This window comes from Actinomadura viridis, from assembly GCF_015751755.1.
Classification (GTDB): Bacteria; Actinomycetota; Actinomycetes; order Streptosporangiales; family Streptosporangiaceae; genus Spirillospora; species Spirillospora viridis.
Genome location: NZ_JADOUA010000001.1, coordinates 1,309,043 through 1,334,360, shown reverse-complemented (window position 1 = coordinate 1,334,360; position 25,318 = coordinate 1,309,043). Strand labels below are relative to the sequence as shown.

Sequence of the window (25,318 nt, the reverse complement as noted above, 5' to 3'; positions counted from 1 at the left end):
GTTCAGGAAGGGCCGTCGCCGGTGATGACGGCGACCGCCTCCACCTCGACGAGCTGGTCGTCGTACCCAAGGACGGTCACGCCGAGCAGCGTGCTGGGCGCGTCGTGGTCGCCCATGTGCTCCCGGACGACCTCCCACGCCTCCACCAGGTCCTCCTGCCGGGCGGACGCGACGTACACCGTGGTCTTGACGACGTCGCGCAGCGAGGCCCCCGCGCCTTCGAGGACGGCGATGAGGTTGCGCATCACCTGGCGGGCCTGCTCCGCGTAGTCGCCCGGCGCGACGGTCCGGCCGTCGACGTCGAGGGGGCAGGCCCCGGCCGTCCAGAGGGCACGGACGGGCGTCGCGGCCTCCGCCGCGTAGGCGTAGTCCACGGTCTGGGCGAGGTCATCGTTGCGGATCAGACGGACGCCTGCGTTCATCGTGCTCCCATGGTGATCGTCGTGGTGGTTCCGGTCGGTCGTGGTGGTTCCGGTCGGTCGTGGTGGTTCCGGTCGGTATCGTGTGGGCGCCGGAGGGACGCGCTGAATGCCTGGACGCTCGTATGCCCGATCGTAGAGCCGATCATGAGCCCGATCGCGTGCTCGCGGGGCGGTACCGCCTGCTGGAACGGCTCGGCCGTGGCGGTATGGGGACGGTCTGGTCCGCCGAGGACCGCACGCTCGGCCGCGCGGTGGCGGTCAAGGAGATCGTGTTCCCGGACGGGTTCACCGGGGACGAGCGCCGGGTGGCCACCGAACGCGCCCGGCGGGAGGCCCGGGCCGCCGCGCTGATCGACCACCCCGGGGTCATCACCGTGCACGACGTGGTGGTCGAGGACGATCGGCCGTGGATCGTCATGGAACTGGTGCGCGGCCCGTCCCTCGAACAGGTCGTCGCCCGTGACGGCCCGCGCCCGCCCATCGCGGCGGCGGGCCTCGGCCTCCAGGTGCTCGACGCGCTGCGGGCGGCGCACGCCCGGGGGATCGTGCACCGGGACGTCAAGCCGGGCAACGTGCTGTTCGCCGAGGACGGCCGAGTGGTGCTGACCGACTTCGGCATCGCGAGCATCGAGGCCGACCCCTCCCTCACCCGTACCGGGTCCTTCGTGGGGTCGCCCGGCTACATCGCCCCGGAACGCCTGCGCGAACGGCCGGGCGGCCCGGAGTCGGACCTGTGGTCGCTGGGCGCGACCCTGTACATGGCCGTGGAGGGCAGGCCGCCGTTCGAGCGGGACGGCCCGATGGCGGTCCTGGGCGCCGTCCTGACCGAGGAGCCTGCGCCGCCCCGGCAGGCGGGCTCGCTCTCGCCCCTGCTGTGGCATCTGCTCCAGAAGGAGCCCTCCGCCCGGCCGGACGCGGAGACCGTCGCGCGGGTGCTCCGGAACGTGGCGGCGGGCGGGCCCTCCGGACTGCCCGACCCCGTCCCGCCCAGGCCATCGTCCGCCGCCACCGCCTCGCCCGGGGTCCTCACCTCGCCCGGCGCCGGCCCGCCTGGCACCACCTCGCCCGGCGCCGCCTCGCCCAGCGCCCCGCTCGGCTCCGGCCCGCCCGGCTCGGGTTCGCGCCCCTCCCGGCTGTGGATCCCGCTGGCGGCCGGGGCGGCGATGCTGCTCGTCGCCGTCACCGCCCTCGCCGTCGGCGTGGTCGCCTTCTCCGGCAACGGAAGGGAGGAGCCGCCCGCCGGGCGCACGGGCCCCGTGGCGGAGCCGACCGCCCCCGGCCGGGCCGGGCCCTCCTCGTCCCCGCCCGCCTCGTCCCCGGCCTCCCCGCGGGCGAGCGTCCCCGCCGTCGATCTGTGCGCCCTCCTGACCTCGCAGCAGATCCGCCGCCTCCTGCCCTCGGGCACGCCCCGGACGGACCGGGAGGACGGCAGGTCGTGCGGCTGGACCACCGGCAAGCGCGGACTCGCGATCACCGATATCGGCCGCGGCTCGGCGGCGCTCCCGCCCGAGTCGGCCGCCGAGGCCCACAACAAGTTCGTGGCCTGGAGGAACGCCAGGTCCCAGGCCTCGGACCGGGTGTACTGGGGCTGGACGGAGATCGGTGTCGACACCGTCCGCGCCAGGCAGAGCGCGGCCCGCGCGGTCCCGGGCATCGGCGACGAGGCCTTCGCCTACGGCTCGACCGGGATAACCAAGCCCATGGACAAGTCCTACGTCGTCCTGCGCGTGAAGAAGACGGTGCTGGAGGTGCAGTACGCCTACGAGCGCGGCACCGCCTCGCCCGACGGCGCCTCCCGGGCCGCCCGCTGGGTCGCCGGGAGCCTGGCGGGCCGGTCATGACCAGGATCCTCGCCGGCCGCTACCGTCTGCTCCGGCGCCTGGGCGCAGGGGGCATGGGGGTCGTCTGGAGCGGCCGCGACGACGTGCTCGGACGCGACGTCGCGGTCAAGGAACTCCTCCTGCCCGACCACCTGGACCCGGAGCAGCGCGAGCAGGCCGCCCGGCGCGCGCTGCGGGAGGCCCGCACCTCGGCGCTCCTCCGGCACCCGGCCATCGTCACGGTGCACGACGTCGTCATGGACGAGGGACGGCCCTGCATCGTCATGGACCTGCTGCCGGGCCGTTCCCTGGACACCGTCGTCGCCGACGACGGCCCGCTGACTCCCGAACGGGCGGCGCGGGTCGGCATCGAGGTCCTCGGCGCCCTCCGGGTCGCCCACGCCGGGGGCGTGCTGCACCGCGACGTGAAACCCGCCAACATCTTCCTCCGCGACGACGGCCGCGCCATCCTCACCGACTTCGGCATCGCCACCCTGGAGGGCGACGCCACGCTCACCCGAGAAGGGTCCCTGCTGGGGTCCCCGGCGTTCATGGCCCCCGAACGCGTCCAGCACGCGCCGAGCGGGCCCCCGTCCGACCTGTGGTCCCTGGGTGCGACCCTCTACACGCTGGTCGAAGGACGCAACCCGTTCGCCCGGTCCACCCTCATGGGCACGCTCGGCGCCGTGCTCGCCGACGAGCCCGACCCGCCCCGGGACGCCGGGCCGCTCGGGCCGCTCCTCATGGCGATGCTCGCCAAGGACCCCGCGAACCGGCCGAGCGCGGAGGCGACCGAAAGCTCCCTGCGCGCCCTCGCGGCGGGCCGGCAGCCCCTCCCCTCCTTCCCGGCGCCCTCTCCTCCGCTCCCCTCGGCCCCTCTCCCCTCGGCCCCGCCCTCCGCGGCCACGCACGCCGCGGGGCCGCAGGGGCCGCACGGCGGCGGTCCCGGGCAGCCGACCGTGCCGTCCGCCCACCCCGGGCGGACCGGCAAGAGCGGCGTGGCATGGGTGATCGGGGCGGTGACCGCGGCCTGCACGGCGGTCGCCGCGGCCGTCATCGCGATCGTCGCCCTGAACGACCCGTCCGGGCCCTCGGCCGCGCGGACCGCCCCGGCGGCGGCGCCGTCCCGCTCCGCCCCCGCCGCCTCCGGGACCGCGCCCGCCCGCCTCGCCGCTCCCCCGTCCCCCTGCGGGCTCGTCACCGCGGAACAGGCGGCACGGCTGGTGCCGGGCTTCTTCACCACGAACGACTCCGGCACCCAGGCGTCCACCGGGATGCCGCGCAAGTCCTGCACCTGGATGACGAGCGCCGGCCGGACCGGCCTGGACGGCCGGCTGACGGTCACCCTCCGTACCGCGCCGGACCGGGCCGCGGCCGGACGGCAGCTCGCGAAGGAGCGGGACGCCGGGCTCTCCGGCGTCGCCACCGTGGCGGACCTCGGGGACGAGGCGTACTCCGCCGAGAGCGGCTCCCGCTTCCTGGTGCTCTTCCGGGCCGGCGACCTCCTCGCCGAGGTCGCTTATCGCGCGGAACGCCCGGACGCTTCCCAGGAGGCCCTCAAAGCCGCCCGCTGGGTGGAGAAATCCCTCGCCCGTTCCCGCTGAACCCGCGTTCGCGTCCAACCCGCGTTCGCGTCCAACCTGCGTTCCGCGGACGACCGAAAGTCACGCCATATCCGCCCCGGATTTTCACGGCGGCCATGAACTGGCCCCGTCAAAAAGCGAGGCCCGGCCGGTCAGGACGCGGTGTGAATTACGGGGCCGGTCTCCTCGTCCCCGTCCCAGACCATCCCGCCCAGCCTCCGCACGAGGTCGCGCGCGAAGCGCCGCGCGAGATCGTCGGCGCCCTCGCGTTCGGCGGCGCGCATGCGCACCCGCCACAGCGGCGGCTCCAGCCCCGCGGCCCGTTCGCCCAGCAGCCGCTCGGCCTCGCCGGGCGCCCGGATGCCGACCGGCGCCTCGATCGACAGCAGCGTGCCGCCGGAGACGTCGCACAGCCGGATGAGCCCGTCCCGGCCGGCCAGGTCCAGTCGCAGGTCGTCCCCGACCGCGCCCAGCCCGTCGAGAACGGCCACGGTATCGGGCATTTCTTGAGTCAGGACGACGACATCGTAGGTCACGCCGGTTCACCTCCGCCGATGGTTCACCACGCCCCCACCGACAGAATACTGTCGAAGTGCACCGATGGCGACGGAATGGCCATGACGTGATCGTGGTCGCATTTCGTCGGCCACTTCTCGGTATGGCGGTGTTCGCACGGGGCCGGGCCGGGTGCGTTCATGAGGACGGACGCTCCCGCGCGAATACGCGAGGTCGCCCCGTTTAGACTCCCGCCCCGGATGTCCTGAGCGACGCACGCGCGACAGGGTGAAGGTTCCGCTCGCGTACTCCTCCGCCGGACCCGGCCCGGGCGCCGTCAGGGTGGCGGAAGGGTGGGGACGGCGCCGCCCTCGGCCACCTCGGCCTCCACCCCGGGCAGGTGCCCGGCCCACCTCGCGGCGATCTCGGCCGCCCGGCCGGGATCGGGGAAACGGCCCAGCCCGATGGCGTACCGCGCGGACACCGGCCCCGTCTCGAAGGGACGGGGCCAGGCGTGCGCGTCCGCGGCGCCCGCGTCCTGCAGGGCGGTGAGCAACGCCCGCACGCGCCCCCGGACGCGGCCCAGGGCCTCCTCGAACTCGGCGCGCGCGGCGCCCCGTACCGTCAGCACCACCCAGGCGGTGTGGCGGCGGTGCAGGGGCGGGGGCGACAGCAGTTCGGGCCAGGGGTCGGTGCCGCTCCCGGCGGCGTCCTCCAGGATCTCCCACGCCCGGTAAAGCTCCTGGGTGAGCAGGTTCAGGCCGCCGGGCCCCACCTGGCCGGCGCAGTTCCGCACCGGCGCGGACGGGGTCATGATCGATACCGGTGCCGGGGGGTCCCCGGCGGCGGGCCCGGCCGCGAGGGTGACCGGTTCCCGCCAGTCCCAGGCGGCCCAGGTGGCGAAGAAGTGCCGGGCCAGGTCGTCGCCCGTACGGTCCCCGGCCTCGGCGGCGGTGCGGGCCGCCAGCACGGCCCAGGCCAGGCCGGGCAGCCCGCCGAACGGGGCCGAGTCGAGGCCGCGCGCCCTCGCCCACGCCTTCACCCGCCGGGCCAGCGCGGTGAACGCGGGGCGAGCGCCGCCGGCCGCGGCCAGGACGGCATCCGCGTCGCCGACCGCGCTCAGCGCGACGGCAGCCTCCTCACCCAGTTCGGCGCGGCGGGCCACCGCCAAGCCGGGGTGGAGCGGCCCGGCGGCGACCGCGGTCAGGTCCACCTCCAGCCCGTCCACGCCGAACCGCAGGACCGGGACCCTGGCTCCGGGCACCTCCCGTACCCCGGTGGCCTCCGGCAGCGCCGCGGCCACCCGCGCCCGGACGTCCACCGCGCCGGCGGCGCCCGGAAGCACCGCCACCAGGTCCAGGTCGGCTCCCGGAAGCGCGCAGCCCATGCGCCTGGATCCGGTGACGTGGACGGTCCCTTCCGGGAGCGCCCGGGAGACGCGCCCGGCGAGGCGCCCGGCGAGGGCGGCGTCCCGCCGCCCGTCCTCCTCGGCGGGGAGGGCGGGGCCGGGCTCGGGCAGCCAGCGCACATCGCCCGTTCCCAGCGCGATCGTGGCGCGGGGCCGCATCGGCTCGTCGCCCCTCCGGGAGAGCACGACCAGCTCGGCGACCCGCGCCGCCGTCCCGCCGAGCCGGGCGGCGCAGCCGGCCGCGACCCGGCCGGGGTCCCGGGTACGGCCGAGGGTCAGGTGCGGGGTGAATCCCTCGGCCCGTCCCCGGCAGCGCGGGAACCGTTCCTCCAGCGCGCGGCGCAGGGCCGCCCACGGCTCCGTCCCGGCCGCGGCCGGGTCGAGCCAGACGGTGCCGTCCTCGCCCGGGCCGCGGGAACGGTGCTCGAAGGTGCGCACGCCCTCCAGCCGGGCGGTGAACGGCGCCGTCCCGGCCGCGGCGGCGGAGAGCGGCGGCATCGCCCGTTCGAAGTCGGCCTCCGGGACGAAGCCGAAGAAGAGGTTGACGTGCGGCGGCCACCGGCCGATCTGCGGGTCGTGCTCGCGGCGGATGTCCTGGAGGTCCGGCCACAGCTCGTCCGGCGGGATCCAGGCCACCGCCGTGCGGGCCGTCGGCGCGACGTCCAGGAGCGCACCGTGGGCCGCACCGTGGGCGGGGCCGGTCTCGTGGACGAACTCGGCCCGCACCCCGTAGTGGTCGGAGACGTGGAGGCCGTCCGGGGCGGGCTCGGTGCCCCAGAGGGAGGCGCCGGCCGCCCGCCGGCCGGCGGAGCGCAGCAGGATCCGGTCGAGCCGGGCCGCCTGCCCGGACAGTGAGGTGAGCGCCGCGAGCGGGTTGGCGCCCGGGTCGAAGGTGGGCGTCCGGTCGCCGGGTCCGCGCGCCTCCGTCCAGGCGTCCCGCAGGCCGAGGGCGGCGGCCGGCCCGTCCGGTCCCTCGCCGCGGTCGTTGAAGTCGCCCAGGAGGATCACCTCGTCCAGGCCGGCCAGGCCCTCGGCGAGCCGGGCCAGCTCGGCCCCGCGCCGGGCGGGCGCGCCCGCCGAACGGTCGCTGCTGAGGTGGACGGCCGCCACCGCGAGCGGGCCGGACGCGGTCCGCACGGTGATCGCGGACACGGCCTTGTGCGGGCCGAGGGCATGCCATCCGGCCTCGCGGACGGGCAGCCTGCTGAGCAGCAGGACGCCGCAGTCCTCGACGTCCGTCCCGGCGGGATGGGTGCCCAGCGTGTAACCGGCGCGGACCCAGGGCTCCCCGGCCAGCATGGCGAGCAGCCGGGCGTCGACCTCCTGCAGCGCGATGACGTCGGCGGCGGCGTCCTCCAGGGCCGCCAGCAGCAGCGGGCGGCGGCGCTCGGTGTGAAGCCGGTCGGCGTCGTAGCGGTCCCACAGCGTGTTCCAGGTCAGGACGCGCAAAGGCGCCGTGCCCGCCTGGGGCGTCTGGGGCGCCGCGGCCTCGCCCGCCGCGGGACGCCATCGGGCGGCCTGGGGGTCCCAGGCGTGCGGGGTCCTCGCCGTGAAGAACGGCGCCCTCAGGAGGCGCGCCTCGCGCACCCGGCCGGCGGTGGTGGCGTCGATGAGGTCCACGCCGGTGGCGCGGTCCCAGACCACCTCACCGTCCGCCTCGAAGAACAGCACCCGGTGCCAGGGGATCTCACCGCCGGGGACGAAGGCGGGCAGCGGGATCCGCCCGGGCCCCGCGCCGCGCTGCTCCACGCCGAGCACCCACCTGGCCGGGTCGAACCGCGGATCCCAGCGGACCCGGTGGTAGATCTCATCGCTCGTGCGCACCGTACCGCCCCCGCCCGATCATGGGCGGTCAGCTTAGGGAGCCGCCCGGCGCGGATCCATCGAATAAGACCGGCCGATCGGCGGTCCGGGACCGGCGGCGGCCTCAGGGTCGCCGGCGCGAACCCGTACGCCGTGGACGAACGCCGCCGCGCCGCACGGCCGCCGGCGCTTCAATTGACGATCGGCGCCTCCGGCGCATGGACGAACCGAGGCGGCTCGGAACCATAGGCTGTTACCCGGGTTTTAGTCACTCTTGGGGAGAATGCGTTGCGGCTGCCGGATCATCTTGGGCTCCTGCTCACCGAGGAGCCGGTCCTCGACGTCTACGCGTACGGGCCCTGGCGGGTCCCCGACGGGCTGTTCGAGGAGATCAGCGCGCGGATCGACGCGCTGGCGAACGATCCGCGGTGCGCGGGACTGACGACCGACGAGCACAAGCTGCTGACGCTGCCGGCCTCGCTGGTGACGGCGGAGATCTTCGGCATCCTGGCGTTCCTGCCCGGCGGCGGGGCGATCAAGGCGGGCTCGTGGTCGCAGCTGCCCGAGCGGCTGCTCCACCGGCATCTGGTCAACCCCGGTCCGCTCAGCACGCGGATGACGCGCTGGGACGCGCCGGGTGGCCGGTGGCGGCCACCGGTCGACTGGCTCGTGGAGGCACCCGACCGGGAACTGGCGATCGCCCTCGCCCGGGACTGCCTGGAGGTGCTGGAGGGCGTCGAGCCGCTGGAGCGCAGGCGCAGGGCGCTGCTGCGGCTGTACGAGGACCCGCCGCGCTGCGACGTCAACCTGCCCAAGATGGAGCTGCGCGAGCACTGGCACGCGCACGCCGACGAGGAGATCCTCGCGGCGGTGCCGGAGCTGCTGGGGCCCGTCGGCTACCTGGAGTGGGTCTCGGCGGGGCTGCTCGCCGCGTACGAGCACCTGGTGAGCGTGGCCCCGCGCGACGAGACGGTGGAGACGCACCTGATCCAGCTGCTCCTGCAGGGCAGCCTGGAGCACGTCCCGGCGGAGCTGGCGGTGGCGCTGGGCGAGGACCGGTACCGCGAGCTGCAGGCGCGGTTCCAGGCCGAGCGCCGCGGTTTCAAGCCGGGCGCCTGGCAGGAGCAGACCCGGGCCTGGCTGGTCCGGGCGCTGGTGTCGGGCGCGGCCGACGCCTGCCGGGCCTGGCTCGACATGGCGATGCGGTGGGTGGCGACCGTGCAGGGGCTGCCGGGCGACCCGTGGTTCCCCAAGCCCGAGTGGATCCCGGTCGGCCAGTTCCAGACCGACCTGCGCCGGCTGTACGCGCCGCGCCGCCGCGTGGTCAACCCGCTGGTGGAGGGCCTGGCGCGGGCCGCGTCCCCGGAGAAGGCCGCGGCGGCCGCCAAGGAGGCACCGGCCGAGCTGGTCAGCGGCCTGGTCGGGCAGCCGGAGGTGACCGCGGCGCTGGCCGAGCTCAGTCAGGGCCGCGAGCCCGTGCGGCTGCTGCTGGTGGGCCCGGACGGCACCGGCAAGCGGGACGCCGCGCAGGAGCTGGCCAAGGCGCTCAACCTGCCCCGCGACCCGATCTGGCTGACCGACAACCTGTTCGCCGGGCAGCGGCTGTCGGACGCGGTCGCCAAGCTGCACGCGGACGTGCGGGACTGCGCCGGGGAACGGCTCCTGATCATCGAGGGCCTGGACGGCATCGTCACCGACCCCGGCAACGGCGAGGCCATCGCGGGCGAGCTGCACCGGCTGCTGGCGGTGCACGAGGACCTGAGCCTGGTCGCGTTGTGCGACACCGGCGGCGACGAGCGGATCCGTGAGATCAACCCGGTGCTGCCGCACCGCTTCCGGACCGCCCGTACCGTGCCCTTCGACGAGGACGGCCACGCCGAGCTGTTCCGCCGGGCGCTGCGGCGGCGCGGCGCGCGCGGCACCCGGCACGCGGTCGCGGCGGCGGGCCGGCTGCTGGCGGCGACCCCGCCCGTCCAGACGCTGCGCAACGCGCGGCTCGCGCCGTACCTGGCCGACCTGGTGGTGGACGCGGTGCGCGCCCGTTCCGCCGGGGAGCCGGGCGCCGAACTGGTGGTCGGGAAGCGGGACATCCCGGAGACGCTCGACACCACGCAGACCGCCGGCGAGCCGCTGGCCGAGCTGCGCGAGCTGACCGGGCTGGAGACGGTCAAGCAGGAGATCGGGCTGCTGGTCGCCGGGACGCACGCGGCGCGGCTGCGCGGCGAGAACGGGCTGCGGGTGTCCCCGCCGACCCGGCACATGGTCTTCACCGGCAACCCCGGGACGGGCAAGACCATGGTGGCCCGGCTGCTGGGCCGGATCTACAAGAAGCTCGGCGTGCTGTCGTCGGGTCACGTGGTGGAGGCGTCCCGGGCCCACCTGGTCGGCGAGTACATCGGCCAGACCGCGCCCCGGACCCGGCGGCTGGTGGAGCGCGCGATCGGCGGGGTGCTGTTCATCGACGAGGCCTACACCCTCACGCAGTCGCCGCTGAAGAGCGACTACGGGCACGAGGCCATCGCCGAGCTGGTCAAGCTGATGGAGGACCACCGCGACGACCTGGTGGTGATCGTCGCCGGGTACCAGCGGGAGATGGCCGAGTTCCTGGCGGCCAACCCGGGCCTGGACTCGCGGTTCCCCAAGCAGCTGCACTTCCCCGACTACAGCGACGACGAGCTGGTCGCGGTGTTCGAGCGGCTGGCCGCCGCGGACGGCTTCCGGCTCGCCGAGGGCACGACCGGACTGCTGCGCGCGACGCTGCGCCGCGTCCCGCGCGGCCCCTCGTTCGGCAACGGGCGGCTGATGCGCAACCTCCTCGACGTGGCGGTGGCCAACCAGGCCCAGCGGATCGCCACCGCGGCCCGCGACGCCCGCCAGGCCGGTCAGAACGGCCAGAACGGCCAGAACGGGGCCGGGCAGGGCAAGGCGCCCAAGCAGCCGGGCAAGAAGGACCTCGTCACGCTGCGGGCCGAGGACCTGCCGCCGCTGCTGGACCATCCCGAGGAGCTGTTCGGCCTCTACCTGTGAGCCCGGCACCCGGCACCCGACCCCTGACACCCGACCCCTGGCACCTGACACTCACAGTGATCAAATAGCCACTTATCGCATCCATTCGACCGCTCGTCGACAGGGACGGCCGAGCCCCGAACGCTACGGGCCGGTACGCAATAGCGTCATCGCACCCTGTGGGGGAGACGTTCGCACCGGTTCCCGTGGGGGGCGGGCGGCGCCCGGAACGCGGCGGCCGTCCAGGAGCCGGCGGCGCGTCCACGCACCGGGCGGGGGGACGGGGTCACGGCGACCGGTTGAGGCGCGCACCGGTCGCCGTGGCCTCCTTTTCCCACCCGGCCGGAATCTACAAGACCGCAGGTGAGCGCCTGGCCCACGATGGATCCATGAGCATCGACCTCTCCGCGGCGACCGCGTTCATGGCCACCCACGCGCGCGTCCTGGACCGCCGCCGCTTCCACCACCCGGCGGGCGGGACGAGCACCGCCGCCCTGCTGGCCGCCCTGGACGCCTACCGCAACCCCGACGGCGGATACGGCTGGGGCCTGGAGCCCGACCTCCGTTCCCCCGAGAGCCAGCCCGGGACCGCGCTGCACGCCTTCGAGGTCTTCGAGGAGATCGGCCCCGCCACCGCGCCGCAGGCCGCCGCCCTCTGCGACTGGCTGGACTCGGTCACCCGGCCCGACGGCGGGCTCCCGATGGCGCTCCCCCTCACCTCCACCGCGGGAACGGCCCCGTGGTGGGCGGGCGCGGACCCCGCGGCCTCGTCGCTGCAGATCACCTCGGTCTCCGCGGCCACCGCCCACCGCGTCGCCGCGCACGACCCGGCGGTGGCCGCCCACCCGTGGCTGGAACGGGCCACCCTCTACTGCCTCGACGCGATCGGGCGGATCCGGGAACGGCCCCACGCCTACGTGCTCGCCTTCGCCCTGCGGTTCCTCGACGCCGTCCACGACACCCGGCCCGAAGCCGCCGGCCTGCTCGCCAGGCTGGCCGCTTACGTACCGGCCGACGGGCTGCTCCCGGTCGAGGGCGGCACCGAGGCGGAGACGCTGCGCCCGCTGGACATCGCGCCCTCTCCCGGCCGCCCGCTGCGCGACCTGTTCGCGCCCGGCGTCATCGCCGCCGACCTGGACCGCCTGGCCGCCGCGCAGCGGGAGGACGGCGGCTGGACGGTCGACTACGCCAGGATCTCTCCCGCCGGCGCCCTCGAATGGCGCGGGCACGTCACCGTCCGGGCCGTCCGGATCCTGCGCGAGAACGGCAGGCTCTGAACGCGGCCGGATCTGAACGCGGCAGGATCTGAACGCGGCCGGGGGCCGGGCCTCCGGCCGGGGCGGGCGGGGGCCGGGCCTCCGGGCGAGGCGAGCCGGGCGGGGCGGGTCAGGCGTCCTCGGCGGGGCCGTCGAGCAGCGCGCCCGCCCGGCCGGAACCCGGGTCGCGGAGGGTCCGGCCGAGGGCCTCCAGGCGGCCGGACGCGGCCTGCCGCACCTTCGCGTCGGAATGCGCGGCGAGCCGCTCGTAGACCGCCCGCGCCCGGCCGTGCTCGCCCACCGTGACGAACAGGTCGGCCAGACGGACCTCCAGGCCGGGGTCGGGCCCCACGGTGAAGCCGGCGGCCCCCTCGGCGTACAGCATCGCCCCGGCACGGTCGCCCTCGGCGGCGAGCGCGGCGGCGCGCTCCCCGGCCATCGTGAGCGCGAGCGACACCCGGCCCGCCCGCGCGACCAGCGTCAGCGCCCGCACGGCCACCGGATGGGCGTCCTCGTCGAAGGCCCGGTCGGCCACCACGATCACGTTGTCGGCGGCCATCTCGATCAGCTCGGCCTGCCCCTCCGGGCCGCCCGGTTCCGTCCCGGCGCCGAGGGCGGCGACCGCCCCGAACGCCTCGGCCGCCGCCGCCAGGTCGCCGTCCTCGTACGCCCACTGGCCGGCGAGCGTGCCCGCGTGGGCGCGCACCTCCCGGTCGTCCGAGGCGGCGGCCCGCGCGATCTCGGTCCGGGCCGGGTCGTCCTCGCCGCGGTCGCGCAGCGTACGGGCCAGGTCGACGCGGACGCGCGGGGTGATCTCCGGGTGCCCCACGTCGATGCCGCGCCGGTACAGCCGCTTGGCGCCGTCGCTGTCCCCGCGGAATCCCCGGGAGTCGCCCCACAGCCAGTACGCGACGGCCACCGTCTCCGGGTCGCCGCTGGACACCGCGTGCTGGGCGACCTCGGCGACCCCGTCGTAGTCCTCGGCCTGGAGGAGCGCCGCCATGAGGCCGCGCAGCGGGGCGAGCGCCGCGGGGTGGTCGATCGCGGCGCCGCTCCGGTACGCGGCGAGGGCGGCGTCCATGTCGTCCTCCACGAAGCTGTGGATGTCGCCGAGGATGTCGTAGGCCGTGGCGGCCTCGGCGGCCTCCCCGTGCTCGGTGACCATCTCCAGGATCCTGCGGGCCCGCGCGGGATCCCGGTTCAGGACGTCGCGGGCGGCCTCGATCAGCCGCCGTCCCGCGGCCCCGGCGGACGGCCCGCCGGCGTGGTCCCGCATCATCCGGTCCAGGGAGCCGAGCTCGTCCTCCTCCTCGGAACCGCCGTGCTCCCGCGCGTACGGCTCGTCCCGCGGCTCGCCGTCCGTACCGGCTCCCTCCTCAGGCAGGGCGGCCAGGGCAGCGTGGACGACGCCGTCGGACCCGGCGTCCACGCCGGTCAGGGACTCCAGGAACGCGCGCGCCGCGCCCGGGTCGTCCCCGCCGGCCAGGCCGGCCGCCCGCAGCGCGGCCGGCACCGCGTCGCCCCCGGCGGCCTCGGCGGCGACGGCCAGGGCGCGCACGGCCAGCGCCCGGTCGCCCGCCGCGCCCGCCTCGACCACGATGGCCGTCACGTCCTCCGCCGCCGCGGCGGCGATCCCGGCGAGCGGCGAGGTCCGGTCCGCCGGTACCGGCAGGGCCACCCGCTCGTACGCCTCCAGCGCTCCGGCCAGGTCGCCGGCCTGGTACATGATGCGGCCCAGCCGGGCGCCGGCCTCGGCGGCCAGGTCGGCGTCGCGGGCCTCCTCGCGGACGCGTTCCGCCTCGGCCTTGGCCGCCTCGTCGTGGCCCTGCCGCTGGAGCACGTCCGCCAGGTCGAGGCGCATCCGCAGGACACCGGCCCGCTCGTCCGGCCCGGACGGCACGCCCGCGCCGAACGGCTCGTACCGCTGGAGCCCCTGCCGGTAGAAGCGCGCCGCGCCGTCCAGGTCCCCGCGCTCGCCGTGGACCTGGCCCAGCACCCGGTACCCGCAGACCACGGTCGCGGGGTCGCCGGTGGCCACCGCGCGCCACGCGGCGGCCTCGGCGGCGTCCAGGTCGCCCTCCGCGACGTGCGCCCAGGCCAGGCTGCGCAGCGCGGTACGGGCGGCGGGGTGGTCGATCGCGGCGCCGCACCGGTACGCCTCCACGGCCGCGGCCGGATCATCGGTCAGGTCGCCCAGGTCGTCCCAGGCGACCGCGGCCTGCTCGGGCGGGGCGAACTCGGTGACCGGGGCGAGCAGCCGCCGCGCGTCTTCAGGGTCGGTGGCCCGGCGGGCGCGGGACACCGCGATGACCGTCTGGCCCGCCGGGCCCGCGTCCGCGGTGCCGCTCAGCCGCTCCAGCTCCCGCCGGACGGCGCCGGGGTCGCCGCCGCCGAGGGCCTCGTACAGGCTCTGGAGGCCGGGCCGGACCACGGGCAGCACCGACCAGGATTCGCGCAGGTCCCGCTGGATGTCGGGGTACGGCCCGCCGGGTCCGGGCGGCAGGTCGAGCGCGGTCGCGTAGTAGGCGTGGGCCGCGGGCACGTCGCCCGCCGCGACGCAGCGCAGCGCCGCCTCCCAGGCCAGGAAGAACGCGTCGGAGTACATCCCGGCCCGGGCTCCCAGGGTGAGGCCGCGCCGCGCGGCCTCGTGCTCCCCGGCCTCGGCCGCCCGCACGGCGAGCGCCACCACGTTGCTGGTCGCGACCCGGACCGCGTCGCGCAGGTCATCGGCGGCGTCCTCGGCCACGTGGAGGGTGGCGACCCGGCCGAACGCCGCGATGGCGCCCGCCAGATCGCCCCGTTCCGCCAGCCCGAACGCCGCCTCCAGGTCCGCGGTCTCGGACGCCGCGGGGGCCGGGGGCTCCTCGTCCTCGGTGAGCAGCGGCGCCAGCCGCAGGGAGGCCGCGAGCCGTACCGCGGCGTCCTCGCCGGCGGCGAGCGGTTCGAGCAGCGCGCGGGCCTCGGCCCTGGCGCCGTGCTCGGCGAGCACCCCGGCCAGCTCGATCAGCAGGCTCGGGCCGCCGTCCGGAGGGAAGGCCGCGGCGCCCAAATAATAGGTCCGCACGGTGTCCAGGTCACCGCGCTCGGCGGCGGCGGCCGCGTACCACCTGGCGATCTCCACCGCGTCGCCGGGCGCGCCGCCTTCCGCGGCCAGGCTCAGCGCGCGGACGGCCACGGCGGGGTCCCCCGCCCCGTCGGCGCGGCGGGCGACGGAGGCGAGGCCGTCCAGTGCCGCGCGCAGGGCCTCGCGTTCGTCCTCTCCGGGGTCCGGGTGGCGGCGGGCCGCCGCGGCGGCGGCGCCGAACGCCTCGGCGGCGTCGGCCGGGCGCCCGTCCTCGGCCAGCCGGCCGCCCAGCAGGACGAGGCGGCGCAGGCAGGCGAGCGCCGCCGGGTGGCCGACCCCCGCGCCCCGCCGCAGCGCGGCGGCCGCGGCCTCGGCGTCCCCCGCCAGTTCGTGGGCGTGGCCGAAGGCTTCGCAGACCCGCGCCACCTGCGCGGGCGGGCCGAACTCCAGCACCAGCTCGTACAGCTCGCGGGCGCCGTCGGCGCCGACGTGCAGCCGTTCGACGGCGGCGGAGCCCACCATGCCCGCGGCGCGCTCGGCGTGCCCGGCGTGCCCGGCTCCCGCGGCCCGCGCCAGCAGCGACCGCACCCGCTCCGGCCGCCACTCGAACAGCGCCAGGTGCAGCTCGGCCAGCAGCGCGGCGCCGTTCTCGTCGGGGAGGAGGCCCAGGGCGCCGGCCCGGTCGTCCTCACGCCCGCGCGGCACGGCGCGCTCGGCGGCGTCGGCCGGCCGGTCCCGTTCGTTGCGGCCCTCCAGCGCCGCGTCCAGCGCCCGCGCCACCCACGGCGCCAGCTCCGGACGTCCCCGGGCCTGCGCGCGGCGCAGCAGTTCGATCACCGAGCCGTCGGCGCCGCCGTCCCGGACCGTCCACGCGAGCACGGCGGCGTAGGACAGCGCCAGCGGATCGCCCTGCGCCGCGGCCTCGGCGAGGAGCCGGGCGCCTTCGCCGGACGGGAGGCGCGTGCGCGCCAGCATGGCCTTGGCCGGCGCCGCGACGGCGGGGTCCGGGTGCGCGGCGCACTCCTCCAGGCGCGCGGTCCCCGCCTCGCCGCCGAGCGCCTGCTGCTCGACCAGGGCGGCGAGCAGCGGGTGCGGCGCCCCGCCGGCGCCCATCAGGATCCGGTGCACGGCCGCGGTGAACCCGTCGAAGCCGTCACCGCCCGCGGCGTACTCCAGCAGCTCGTCGGCCTGCTCGGCGTCCCCGGCGCCGTACTCGAGGAGGGCCAGCATGACGCAGGCGCGGCCGGACCGCCCCGGGATCCCTGCGTCGATCACCCGGCGCAGCAGCGCGCGGGCCCGGTGCACGTCGCCTCCGCGCAGGCTCCTCAGCGCGATGTCGCAGTCGTCGGGCGTCCCGTCCGGGCCGCCCCCGTCCGCCGCCCCCGCGGTTCCGTCCCGCCCCTCCCGCCGCCGCTCACCGGTCGCCACGTCGAGCCGTTCGGCCCACGAAGACATGCCTGCTCCCTCTCGAGCCGGACCTCGCCCAATGATCATTTACCGTGCAGACGACGGAACGTACTCGATGGGGACGGCTGTTTTCAGGAGTTTCGTCCGATTGCACGGCCCTTACGGATGCCCGGAACCGGCCGCCCCGCAGGCCCGGGGACGGCGGCCCGGCGCCCCCGGCGGCTCGGCGCCAGGCGCTCGGTGCCCGGGCGGCTCGGCGTTCGGGCGGCTCGGCGTTCGGCGGCTCAGCGTTCGGCGGCCAGGCGCACTCCCAGCCCGATGAAGACGCCTCCGGTCGCGACGTCGATCCGGCGGCGGACTGCGCGGCGGCGGCGCAGCCAGCCGCCGATCCGCCCGGCGAGGACCCCGACCGTGCCGTCGACCAGGAACTCCAGCGCGATCAGGATGGCGCCCAGGATCGCGAACTGCAGCCACACCCGTCCCAGCGACGGGTCGATGAACTGGGGCAGGAAGGCGATGGTGAACGTGACCATCTTGGGGTTGAGGAGGTTGGTCAGGAGACCGCTGAGGTAGGCGCGCCGGCCGTCCATCCCCGTACCGGCCTCCGCCTCGTCCGGCTCGTCGTGGCGACGGCGGATCATCTGCACACCGAGGTAGATCAGGTAGGCGGCACCGGCGATCCGTACCACCGTGAAGGCGACCGGCGCGGCGGCGAAGAGGGCGGCCAGGCCCGCGGCGGCGACGGCGACGTGCACGGCCTCGCTGGTCGCCACCCCGGCGGTGGCGAGCAGCCCGGCGCGCGGGCCGCCGCGCATCCCGCATCCCAGCACGAACAGCATGTCCGGCCCAGGAGTGATCATCGCGACGATCGTGGTCAGGGCGAACAGGGCGAGCAGATGCTGGTCGATCGGCATGCCCGGATCATTCCAGACCTTCCGGACCTACAGGATCAGTACGGCCGGCGGGACTGGGCGAGTAACGCACGGCGTCGAGTCTCGGGGCGCGAAGGGAGGTCGTCGATGACCTCCGAGGTGACGGGCGGAGCACCGGTTTCATCAACGATGCAACTTAGTACTAAGCCATGTAGTAGCTTATCGGCGATCATGCGGCCCCCGGATGGAGGAGGACCCCCGTGCGCCACCCCGTGCGCCGGATGAGGGCACGCGCCGCGGTGACGGCCGCGGTCGCCCTCTCCGGCCTGCTGACGGCCGGCCCGGTCCAGGCGGCCCCCGCGCCGGACCCCGACAAGCTGGGCCGCCAGGCCGAGATCCTCACCGAGCAGTACAACGGCAAGCGCCTGGCCCTGAAGCGGGCCCTGCTCGCCCAGCGGGCGGCCGAGCGCCAGGCGCGGCAGGCCCGCGCCGAGTACGAGCGGGTGCGGGGCCAGGCGAGCGCGCTGGCCGCCGCGCGGTACATGACGCCCGGCGCGGAGTCGGAGGTGTCCCTCTTCATGGGGGACGACCCCCAGATCGCCCTGGACCAGTCGGCCGCGTCCCGCTATCTCGCGGCCCAGCAGGTCCAGCAGCTGCGCGGGCTCGTGCTCTCCCGGATGCGGTACGAGCGGAACGCCGGGGCCGCGCGGGAGCGCACCGCGGAGATCCGGCGGATCACCAAGGACCTGGCCGCCAAGAAGGCCAGGATCGAGAAGCTGATCAGCAGGATCCCGGCGTCCCGCGGGTCGGGCGGCGCCCCGTCGAACGTGGCGGCGCCGGCGTCCGGGAAGGTGTCCGTCGTGGTGAACGCGGCCCTGTCCCGGGTGGGAACGCCCTACTCCTGGGGCGCCGCCGGGCCGAACTCGTTCGACTGCTCGGGGCTGATGCTCTGGTCGTACGCGAAGGTCGGCATGAACCTGCCGCACTACACCGGCGCGCAGTACAACATGGGGACCCGCGTCTCCTCGCTCAGCCAGGCGCGCCCCGGGGACATCCTCTTCTTCTACCCCGACCTCGGCCACAACGGCATGTACCTCGGGAACGGCAAGATGGTGCACGCCCCGCGTTCGGGCAAGAACGTCGAGGTGGTCGACCTCGCCCTGTACTGGGCGGGGCAGTTCGTCGGTGCCAGCCGTCTGCTGTGAGCGCTACTATCACTCCTAGTAACAGTCGGTGCTCGCAGGGGCGGCGCTGAGGGGGTGGCATGGCCGGGCAGCGTTTCGGAGAGCTGGAGGCCGCGGTCATGGACCGGATGTGGTCCTACGGCCGGCCCGCCAGCGTCCGTGAGGTCCTCGAAGACATGCGCCCCTCCAGGGCCCTCGCCTACACCACGGTCATGACCGTGATGGACAACCTGCACAAGAAGGGCTGGTTGCGCCGCCGCCGGGAAGGCCGCGCCTACCTGTACGAGCCGGTGTCCTCACGCGAGGGATACACCGCCCAGCTCATGCGCGACGCGCTCGCCACGAGCGACAACCAGGCCGCGGCGCTGGTGCACTTCCTCGCCGCCCTCTCGCCGGAGGAGTCCGAGGCCCTGCACACGGCGCTCAAGGTGGTGCCCCCGCGCGACCCCGCCTGACGGGCCCACCTGACGGGCCCCCTCACCGGCCCGCCCTGAGGTGTCCGCCCTGACGTGTCCGCCGCACGGTTCCGCGAGGGACGCGTCCCGTACGTACCCCGGGGGCGCGGTGGACGGCCGGTCTTCCCGGCGGTGCGGGTCCTGGCCGTCCACCGGCCGTTCACGGCGCGGGAACGTCCTGCCCGCGCCCGACGCTGGCGGTCGCCCGCCCGGTCACTGGGGCGGCATCAGGACGGAGTCGATGATGTAGACGGTGGCGTTGGCGGTCTGGACGTTGCCGCAGACCACCTTCGCGTCCTCACCGACCTTGAAGGACTCCCCGGATCCGCTGGTCCTGAGCATGGCGCCCTGCAGCGTCTTGAAGTCACCGGACTCCAGGCCGCCGGGGGCGACCTTCTCCCCGACCACGTGGTAGGTGAGGATGGCGGTCAGCTTCTTCTTGTCGGCCAGCACCTTGTCGAGGTCGGCCTTGGGGATCTTGCTGAAGGCGTCGTCGGTCGGGGCGAACACGGTCAGGTTCTGCGCCGAGTTGAGGGTGTCGACCAGCCCCGCCTCCTTCACCGCGCCGACCAGGGTGGACAGCGCCGGATTGTTGGACGCGGCGGTGGCGACCGGGTCGGCGGCCATGCCGGAGAAGCTGCCCTTGCCCGAGGCGGGGACCGCCGAGCATCCGGGGCCGAACGGCTTGTCCATGGCGGGCGAGGCGGGGGCCGCGGCGGTGGCCGCTGAGCTCGGCGAGGCGGTCGTGGCGGCCTCGCCGTCCCCGCCGTCGCCGGAGCAGGCGGTGGCCCCGAGGGCCAGCGCGGTGGTGGCGAGGACGCCGGCGGCGATGCGGATGCGGTTCACGGTGTTTCTCCTTCGGTCGCTGGATCTTCGGGTCTTCGGGTCGCCGAATCTTCGGGTCGCCGAGTCGTCGAGTCGTCGGCTCGTCGGGTCGTCGGTCAGGTGACGGTGACCACCACCGAGTGCTGTCCGGTGGCGCCGTCCGGGAACGGGCGGGCGCGGGCGCTCGGCTGGGTGGTGCCGGTGCCGTCGGTGGCCCGGACCCGCAGGGTGTGCGAGCCGGGCGTGGCGTCCCACTCGGCCGCCCACTGCCGCCAGGTGTCCAGGCCGGGCACGGGGGCCAGCTCGGCCTGCCGCCAGGGGCCGTCGCCGACCTGCCACTCGACGGCGTCGACGCCGCGGTGCTGGGCCCACGCGGTCCCGGCGACCGCGACCCGGCCGGCCCTGAGCCGGGCGAACGGCCTGGGCACGTCGACGCGCGAGAAGGTCTTGACGGGGGCGCGTTCGGCGTACCCGCGGCGGGTCCAGTACGCCTGGTCGGTGGCGAAGCGGGTCACCTTGAGGTCGACGACCCACTTCGTCGCCGAGACGTAGCCGTACAGCCCCGGCACCACCAGCCGGGCCGGGAAGCCGTGCCGGACGGGCAGCGGCTCACCGTTCATCGCCACGGCCAGCAGGGCGTCGCGGCCGTCCAGCACCACGTCCAGCGGGGTGCTGATCGTCATGCCGTCGGCCGAGCGGGACAGGATCTGGTCGGCCCCGGCCCGTACCCCGGCCTCCCGCAGCAGCGCCGCCAGCGGGGCGCCCAGCCAGCGGGCGTTTCCGGCCAGGGTGCCGCCGACCTCGTTGGACACGCACGACAGGGTGATGTCGCGTTCGGCCATCGGCCGGGCGAGCAGGTCCTCGAAGGTCAGCTCGACCGGGCGGTCGACCATGCCGTGCACGCGCAGCCGCCAGTCGCGCGGGTCCACCTCGGGCAGCACCAGCGCGGTGTCGACCCGGTAGAAGTCCCGGGTGGGGGTCCGGAACGCCGGCATGCCCGGGACCCTCACCTGGGCGCCCGCCGGTACAGGCCGCGCGCGGTCGGCGGGCGGCGGCAGGCGCACTCCGGCCCTCGCGGCGGAGACGTCGCCACGGCCGAGGAGGAGCCGCCCGGCACCCGCCCCCGCGGCGGCGGCGCCGAGGGTGATGAGCACCCCGCGGCGGCCGGAGGGGCCAGGGATCCGGCCTGCGGGGACGGTGCCGGTGATGGCGGCGAGGACGGCCAGTCCGGCGAGGGTCCCGGCCAGAACCGGCACCGCGTCCGGCGGCCCGGCCGTGGGCCGGGTCAGGGCGGCGGCGAGCCCGGCCGTCCCCGTCCCGAGCACGCCCAGCCCCGCCAGGCCCCAGAGCGGGCGGTGACGGGCCAGCAGCCCGATCCCGGAGGCCGCCGCGGCGATGCCCGCGCCCAGCCCGAGCAGCAGGACGAGCTTGTCGTGGAAGCCGAACGTCCGGATCGCGAAGTCCTTCAGCCACACCGGGGTCAGGTCGATGAACGCCGCCCCCAGCGCGGTCAGCGGCGCGGCGTTCGCCCTGCCCAGCAGCCCCGCCGCCAGTTCGCCGGTCCCCAGCGCCGCCGCGGCGGCGAGGAGCCCGCCGAACGCGGCGGCGCCCCGATGCCCTCTCTCGCCTGTCACAATCGGCATTCGGGACGGCACGAGCGGTGGATGGGCCGTCCCGTCTTCTTCTTTCCGACCCACCCGCAGGCCCCCCGGCCCCGAACCCCTTGCGTGCCGATGAACGAACAGGCCGGCCGCCTGCCGCCGCCGCCCCCCACACCCGATCTGGCCGAGTTGCTCACCCGTGTCGCCCGCGGCGACACGGACGCCTTCGAGCAGGTGTACGAGCAGCTGTCCGGCCCCGTCTACGGGCTGGCCCTGCGCGTCCTGCGCGATCCGGCGCAGGCCGAGGAGGTCGCGCAGGAGGTGCTGGTCGAGCTGTGGCGCAAGGCGTCGCACTACCGGCCGGAGCGGGGCGGCGCCACCGCGTGGGCGATGACCGTGGCCCATCGCCGCGCGGTCGACCGGGTCCGTTCGGTCCAGGCAGACCGCGCCCGCGAGCGGCGCGCCGCCACCCCGGACACCGACTACGACCAGGTCAGCGACGAGGTCCACACCCGCCTCGAACACCAGCAGGTACGCCGCTGCATGGGCGGGCTCACCGAGGTCCAGCGCGAGTCGATCACGCTGGCGTACTACGGCGGCTACACCTACCGCGAGGTCTCCGACCTGCTCGGGGTGGGCCTGGCCGCCATCAAGACCCGAATGCGCGACGGACTCATCCGCCTGCGCGACTGCCTGGGAGTCCCGTCGTGACCGACGATCCGCACGCCCTCTCCGGCGCCTACGCCCTCGACGCGCTGAGCGACACCGAGCGCCGCCGCTTCGAGCGGCACCTGGCCGGCTGCCCCACCTGTGACACGGAGGTCGGCGGCCTGCGGGAGACCGCCGCCCGGCTGGCCCTGGCCGCCGCCCGGCGCCCGCCGGACGCGCTGCGCGACCGCGTGCTCGCCGAGATCAGGCACACCCGCCAGCTCCCGCCCCGGCTCCCCCGCCACCTGCCCGCACCGCGCGGCGCCGGCTGGCTGGCCGCCGCGGCCTGCCTGGTCCTGGCCCTGGTCAGCGGAGTCGCGGCGGTGCGCGCCCACGACGCGGCCGAACGCGCCGAGGCGTTCAACCGCCAGATGACCGGCGTGCTGACCGCGCCGGACGCCCGCGCCGTCACGGCGGGCGGCGTCACCATCGTGACGTCCCGCTCGCAGGACAGGGCCCTCATCACCGTGTCCCGGCTCGAGTCGCTGCCGTCCGACCAGGTCTACCAGATGTGGTTCATGGGCCCGGACGCCCCGCGCTCGATCGGCACCATGAAGCCCGGGGCGCCGCCGCCGGTCATCGCGGGCGGCCTGCGCGGCGCCCGGCAGATCGGCGTCACGGTCGAACCCGGTGGCGGGTCGCCCCGGCCGACCGGCGCGCCGATCCTCACCGTCCCGCTCTCCTGACGGCCGGGCCCGCGAGGGGTGGGTGCCCGGCCGGGGTGCCGAGGGTGCCGAGGGGGCCGCGGCGTGGGGTCAGTCCCGTGCGCCGCCTCCCTGGGCGAGGCGGAAGGGATCCGCGGGGCGGCCCCGGGCGGAGGTCTCGGCCACGAGCACGTGGCCGTCGGCGCGGCCGGGCGCGCCGAGGCCGTACGCGGCCGTGGTGACCAGCACCCTGGACGGGGGCCAGGGAGAGAGGCACACGCTGGTGGGCTGCCGGGCGGGCACCGGGAGCACCTCGATCAGGTCGCCGGACGGCGCGTACCGGTGCACGGCCGCGGCGCCCCAGATCGCCGACCAGAGGCACCCTCCGGTGTCGACGGTCATCCCGTCCGGCGAACCGGCGGCCACCCGGGCGAAGACCTCCCGGTCGCCGAGTTCGCCGGACGCCGGGTCCACCGGGATCCGGTAGATCACCCCGTGCGGGCTGTCGGCCAGGTACATGGTCCGGCCGTCGGCGGTGAAGGCGGGGCCGTTCGGGGTGGTGAGGCCGTCCATCACCGCGCGCACCGTGCCGTCGTGGTCCACGCGGTAGAGGGAGCCGGCGCCGTGCGTGCCGTCGTAGGCCATGGACCCGGCCCAGAACCGCCCGCCCGGGTCGGCCACGCCGTCGTTCATCCGCATCGCCGTGGGAGCGCCGTCCTCGGGCCGGGCCAGCCAGCGGAGCGTGCCGTCGCCGCCGAGCAGCGCCACGCCGGTCTCCGCCGCGACGATCCACCCGGACGGCGCGGCGCCCGGCGGTCCGGCCGGCTCGACCGGCCCGGCCGGCTCGACGGGCGCGGCCGGTTCGACGGGGGCGGCGGCCCCCAGAGGGAACGGCACGGACGCCACGGGCACGGCGGGCGCGTCCGGGGCGGCGGATCCGAGCCGGTACAGGCGCCCGGCCAGCAGGTCGACGGCGACGAAGCCGCCGCCGGTGGCGCGCAGGCCCTCGCCGAGCTCCCAGGGGCCCGCGTTCTCCAGGACGGACCAGGGTCCGGTGGTCATCGCAGCGCGGCTCCTTCCGGGAGTCCGATCAGTTCGAGCTCGTCGCGGAAGGGCAGCCCCTCCCAGTCGCCGCGGCTCAGCACCGCGAACGCGCCGACGGTGTGGGCCCGCCGCAGCCGTTCCCCGGCGTCGAGCCCGTCCAGGACGCCGGAGAGGTAGCCGGCGACGAAGCCGTCACCGGCGCCCACGGAGTCGACCGGCCGGACGCGGTGGGCGGGCACCGTGCGCGTCCCCCCGGCGGTGAACGAGCGGGCGCCGCCGCCGTCCTTCACGACGACCTCGGTGGCGCCGCCGTCGAGCAGGCGGGCGGCGATCCGGGCAGGGTCGCCGTCCGGGTCGCCGTCCGGGTCGCCGTCCGGGTCGCCGCCCGGGTCCACCAGGGCCAGCTCGTCCGGGGAGGCGATCACGAGGTCGGCGGCGGCGGCGAGCGGGGCCAGCGCCTCGGCGGCGGCCTCCCGCGTCCACAGTCTGGCCCGGTGGTTGACGTCCAGGCTGATCCGCGCGCCGCGCGCCCGGGCCAGCCCGCACAGGGCGGTGACGGCCTCGCGGCAGGAGGCGCTGAGGGCCGGTGTGATCCCGGTGAGGTGGACGATCCTCGGCTCGGCGGGCAGCCCGGCGACGTCGGCCGGGTCCAGCCGGGACCCGGCGGAGCCGTCGCGCAGGTACCGCACCCGGGTCACGTCCGGCAGCCGCTGCTCGAACATGATCAGGCCGGTGGGCGCGGCGCCGTCCCGCCGGACGGCGGAGACGTCCACGCCCTCGGCCCGCAGCGTCCGCGTGACCAGGTGCCCGGCCTCGTCGTCCCCGACGCGCCCGGCCCAGGCGGCGGTGTGCCCGAGGCGGCTCAGGCCGATCGCGACGTTGCTCTCGGCGCCCGCGACGCTCGTGGTGAAACCCGAGCCCAGGCGCACCGGGCCGGTGGCGCGCAGCGCCATCATGGTCTCGCCGGCCGTGAGGACGTCCACCTTCGTCACGACCCGGCCCGCCTGCCCGCGGCGCCCGTCTCCAGGGCCGCGATGAACGTGCGGGCCCGGTCCCGCAGCTCCGCCAGGTCGCCGCCGTGGGGGGCGTCGCCGCAGAGGGGGGAGCCGACACCGACCGCGATCGCGCCCCGGGCGAGGAAGGCGGGCGCCTCGGCCGCCCCGACGCCCCCGACCGGGACGAACGGCACCTCGGGGAACGGGTCGCGCAGTGCGGAGAGGTACGCGGGCCCGTGCGCGCTCGCGGGGAACAGCTTGACCGCCGTCGCCCCGGCGGCGACCGCGGCGGCCGTCTCGGTCGGGGTGAGCGCCCCGGCCAGCACGGGCAGGTCCAGCCGCAGCGCCTCGTCCACGCCCGCCCCCAGCGAGGGCGTGACGATGTAGGCGGCGCCGGCGTCCCGCGCGCGGCGCGCGTCGTCGCCGGTCAGGACCGTTCCCGCGCCGAGCCGCACCGCGTCCCCGGCGGTGCGGGCGATCTCCTCGATGACCGCGAGCCCGTCCCGTCCGCTCAGCGACACCTCGACCAGGTGGACGCCCTCCTCGGCCAGTGTCAGGGCCGTCCGTACGGACGCGGCCGGGTCCGAGCCGCGGATGATGGCGACCAGGCGCCGGTTCCGCAGTTCCTCCAGCAGTCCGGTGCGAGTGATCATCGTGTTCCCTTCGCCGTTCCGTTCAGCGTCCCTCTCACGGGCCCGCTCACCGATCCGCCCGCCGTTCACCGTT

General features: G+C 76.3%; 18 protein-coding genes. 8 read left to right on the top strand and 10 right to left on the bottom strand.

Annotated features, from left to right (window positions below; all coding sequences use genetic code 11):
* Positions 1–2: 2 nt before the first annotated feature.
* Positions 3–422 carry a RidA family protein gene (locus tag IW256_RS05845; RefSeq protein WP_197009981.1) on the bottom strand — a complete coding sequence of 140 codons (420 nt, stop codon included), beginning with the start codon at positions 420–422 and terminating at the stop codon, positions 3–5.
* A gap of 122 nt (positions 423–544) precedes the next feature.
* On the opposite strand from IW256_RS05845, the gene IW256_RS05840 reads away from it, so the two are divergent.
* Together IW256_RS05840 and IW256_RS05835 are read left to right on the top strand one after the other, a co-directional pair.
* On the top strand, positions 545–2,263 hold the full coding sequence (locus tag IW256_RS05840) for a serine/threonine-protein kinase (RefSeq protein ID WP_197009980.1): 1,719 nt from the start codon (positions 545–547) through the stop codon (positions 2,261–2,263).
* Positions 2,260–3,846 carry a serine/threonine-protein kinase gene (locus IW256_RS05835; protein WP_197009979.1) on the top strand — a complete coding sequence of 529 codons (1,587 nt, stop codon included), beginning with the start codon at positions 2,260–2,262 and terminating at the stop codon, positions 3,844–3,846. Before IW256_RS05840 ends, IW256_RS05835 begins: the two co-directional genes overlap by 4 nt.
* A 131-nt stretch (positions 3,847–3,977) precedes the next feature.
* Here the strand turns inward: IW256_RS05835 and IW256_RS05830 are convergent, their stop codons facing one another.
* A complete protein-coding gene (locus tag IW256_RS05830; protein WP_197009978.1) occupies positions 3,978–4,361 on the bottom strand; it encodes a hypothetical protein in 384 nt (127 codons plus the stop codon).
* A gap of 296 nt (positions 4,362–4,657) precedes the next feature.
* Positions 4,658–7,552 carry a poly(A) polymerase gene (locus IW256_RS42660; RefSeq protein ID WP_197009977.1) on the bottom strand — a complete coding sequence of 965 codons (2,895 nt, stop codon included), beginning with the start codon at positions 7,550–7,552 and terminating at the stop codon, positions 4,658–4,660.
* Between the two features lie 267 nt (positions 7,553–7,819).
* On the opposite strand from IW256_RS42660, the gene IW256_RS42070 reads away from it, so the two are divergent.
* Both IW256_RS42070 and IW256_RS05815 read left to right on the top strand, forming a co-directional pair.
* Positions 7,820–10,558 carry an AAA family ATPase gene (locus tag IW256_RS42070; RefSeq protein WP_197009976.1) on the top strand — a complete coding sequence of 913 codons (2,739 nt, stop codon included), beginning with the start codon at positions 7,820–7,822 and terminating at the stop codon, positions 10,556–10,558.
* 368 nt (positions 10,559–10,926) lie between these two features.
* Complete coding sequence (locus IW256_RS05815; RefSeq protein ID WP_197009975.1) at positions 10,927–11,814, top strand: hypothetical protein; 888 nt, start codon at positions 10,927–10,929, stop codon at positions 11,812–11,814.
* Between the two features lie 109 nt (positions 11,815–11,923).
* Here IW256_RS05815 and IW256_RS05810 read toward each other — a convergent pair whose 3' ends face one another.
* Both IW256_RS05810 and IW256_RS05805 read right to left on the bottom strand, forming a co-directional pair.
* Complete coding sequence (locus IW256_RS05810) at positions 11,924–16,312, bottom strand: hypothetical protein (RefSeq protein ID WP_197009974.1); 4,389 nt, start codon at positions 16,310–16,312, stop codon at positions 11,924–11,926.
* A 236-nt stretch (positions 16,313–16,548) separates the two neighbouring features.
* A complete protein-coding gene (locus IW256_RS05805; protein WP_197009973.1) occupies positions 16,549–17,178 on the bottom strand; it encodes a LysE family translocator in 630 nt (209 codons plus the stop codon).
* A gap of 218 nt (positions 17,179–17,396) precedes the next feature.
* On the opposite strand from IW256_RS05805, the gene IW256_RS42655 reads away from it, so the two are divergent.
* Complete coding sequence (locus tag IW256_RS42655; protein WP_197009972.1) at positions 17,397–18,341, top strand: NlpC/P60 family protein; 945 nt, start codon at positions 17,397–17,399, stop codon at positions 18,339–18,341.
* 59 nt (positions 18,342–18,400) lie between these two features.
* A complete protein-coding gene (locus tag IW256_RS05795; protein WP_197009971.1) occupies positions 18,401–18,775 on the top strand; it encodes a BlaI/MecI/CopY family transcriptional regulator in 375 nt (124 codons plus the stop codon).
* Positions 18,776–18,988: 213 nt separating this feature from the next.
* Here the strand turns inward: IW256_RS05795 and IW256_RS05790 are convergent, their stop codons facing one another.
* The gene (locus IW256_RS05790) at positions 18,989–19,621 is read right to left on the bottom strand and encodes a fasciclin domain-containing protein (RefSeq protein ID WP_307828746.1); all 633 of its coding nucleotides are present in this window, start codon (positions 19,619–19,621) and stop codon (positions 18,989–18,991) included.
* Positions 19,622–19,716: 95 nt separating this feature from the next.
* Complete coding sequence (locus IW256_RS05785; protein ID WP_420535393.1) at positions 19,717–21,234, bottom strand: molybdopterin-dependent oxidoreductase; 1,518 nt, start codon at positions 21,232–21,234, stop codon at positions 19,717–19,719.
* Positions 21,235–21,333: 99 nt separating this feature from the next.
* Here IW256_RS05785 and sigK point away from each other — a divergent pair, with 99 nt between their 5' ends.
* Positions 21,334–21,912: an ECF RNA polymerase sigma factor SigK gene (sigK, locus tag IW256_RS05780; RefSeq protein WP_197009969.1), complete on the top strand. Its 579-nt coding sequence runs from the start codon at positions 21,334–21,336 to the stop codon at positions 21,910–21,912.
* A complete protein-coding gene (locus IW256_RS05775; protein WP_197009968.1) occupies positions 21,909–22,595 on the top strand; it encodes an anti-sigma factor in 687 nt (228 codons plus the stop codon). Before sigK ends, IW256_RS05775 begins: the two co-directional genes overlap by 4 nt.
* 69 nt (positions 22,596–22,664) lie before the next feature.
* Here IW256_RS05775 and IW256_RS05770 read toward each other — a convergent pair whose 3' ends face one another.
* Genes IW256_RS05770 through IW256_RS05760 form a run of 3 tightly spaced genes read right to left on the bottom strand, consistent with a single transcriptional unit; the run spans position 22,665 to position 25,245 of the window.
* Positions 22,665–23,615 carry an SMP-30/gluconolactonase/LRE family protein gene (locus IW256_RS05770; RefSeq protein ID WP_197009967.1) on the bottom strand — a complete coding sequence of 317 codons (951 nt, stop codon included), beginning with the start codon at positions 23,613–23,615 and terminating at the stop codon, positions 22,665–22,667.
* A complete protein-coding gene (locus IW256_RS05765; RefSeq protein WP_197009966.1) occupies positions 23,612–24,589 on the bottom strand; it encodes a sugar kinase in 978 nt (325 codons plus the stop codon). The genes IW256_RS05770 and IW256_RS05765 overlap by 4 nt, the downstream gene beginning before the upstream one ends.
* Complete coding sequence (locus tag IW256_RS05760) at positions 24,586–25,245, bottom strand: bifunctional 4-hydroxy-2-oxoglutarate aldolase/2-dehydro-3-deoxy-phosphogluconate aldolase (protein ID WP_197009965.1); 660 nt, start codon at positions 25,243–25,245, stop codon at positions 24,586–24,588. Before IW256_RS05760 ends, IW256_RS05765 begins: the two co-directional genes overlap by 4 nt.
* Positions 25,246–25,318: the final 73 nt, after the last annotated feature.

Excerpts from the sequence above, each read along its gene's own strand:
- IW256_RS05845 (WP_197009981.1), bottom strand. The coding sequence starts at position 422 with ATGAACGCAGGCGTCCGTCTGATCCGCAACGATGACCTCGCCCAGACC.
- IW256_RS05840 (WP_197009980.1), top strand. The coding sequence starts at position 545 with ATGCCCGATCGTAGAGCCGATCATGAGCCCGATCGCGTGCTCGCGGGG.
- IW256_RS05835 (WP_197009979.1), top strand. The coding sequence starts at position 2,260 with ATGACCAGGATCCTCGCCGGCCGCTACCGTCTGCTCCGGCGCCTGGGC.
- IW256_RS05815 (WP_197009975.1), top strand. The coding sequence starts at position 10,927 with ATGAGCATCGACCTCTCCGCGGCGACCGCGTTCATGGCCACCCACGCG.
- IW256_RS05810 (WP_197009974.1), bottom strand. The coding sequence starts at position 16,312 with ATGTCTTCGTGGGCCGAACGGCTCGACGTGGCGACCGGTGAGCGGCGG.
- IW256_RS05805 (WP_197009973.1), bottom strand. The coding sequence starts at position 17,178 with ATGCCGATCGACCAGCATCTGCTCGCCCTGTTCGCCCTGACCACGATC.
- IW256_RS05795 (WP_197009971.1), top strand. The coding sequence starts at position 18,401 with ATGGCCGGGCAGCGTTTCGGAGAGCTGGAGGCCGCGGTCATGGACCGG.
- sigK (WP_197009969.1), top strand. The coding sequence starts at position 21,334 with ATGAACGAACAGGCCGGCCGCCTGCCGCCGCCGCCCCCCACACCCGAT.
- IW256_RS05770 (WP_197009967.1), bottom strand. The coding sequence starts at position 23,615 with ATGACCACCGGACCCTGGTCCGTCCTGGAGAACGCGGGCCCCTGGGAG.
- IW256_RS05760 (WP_197009965.1), bottom strand. The coding sequence starts at position 25,245 with ATGATCACTCGCACCGGACTGCTGGAGGAACTGCGGAACCGGCGCCTG.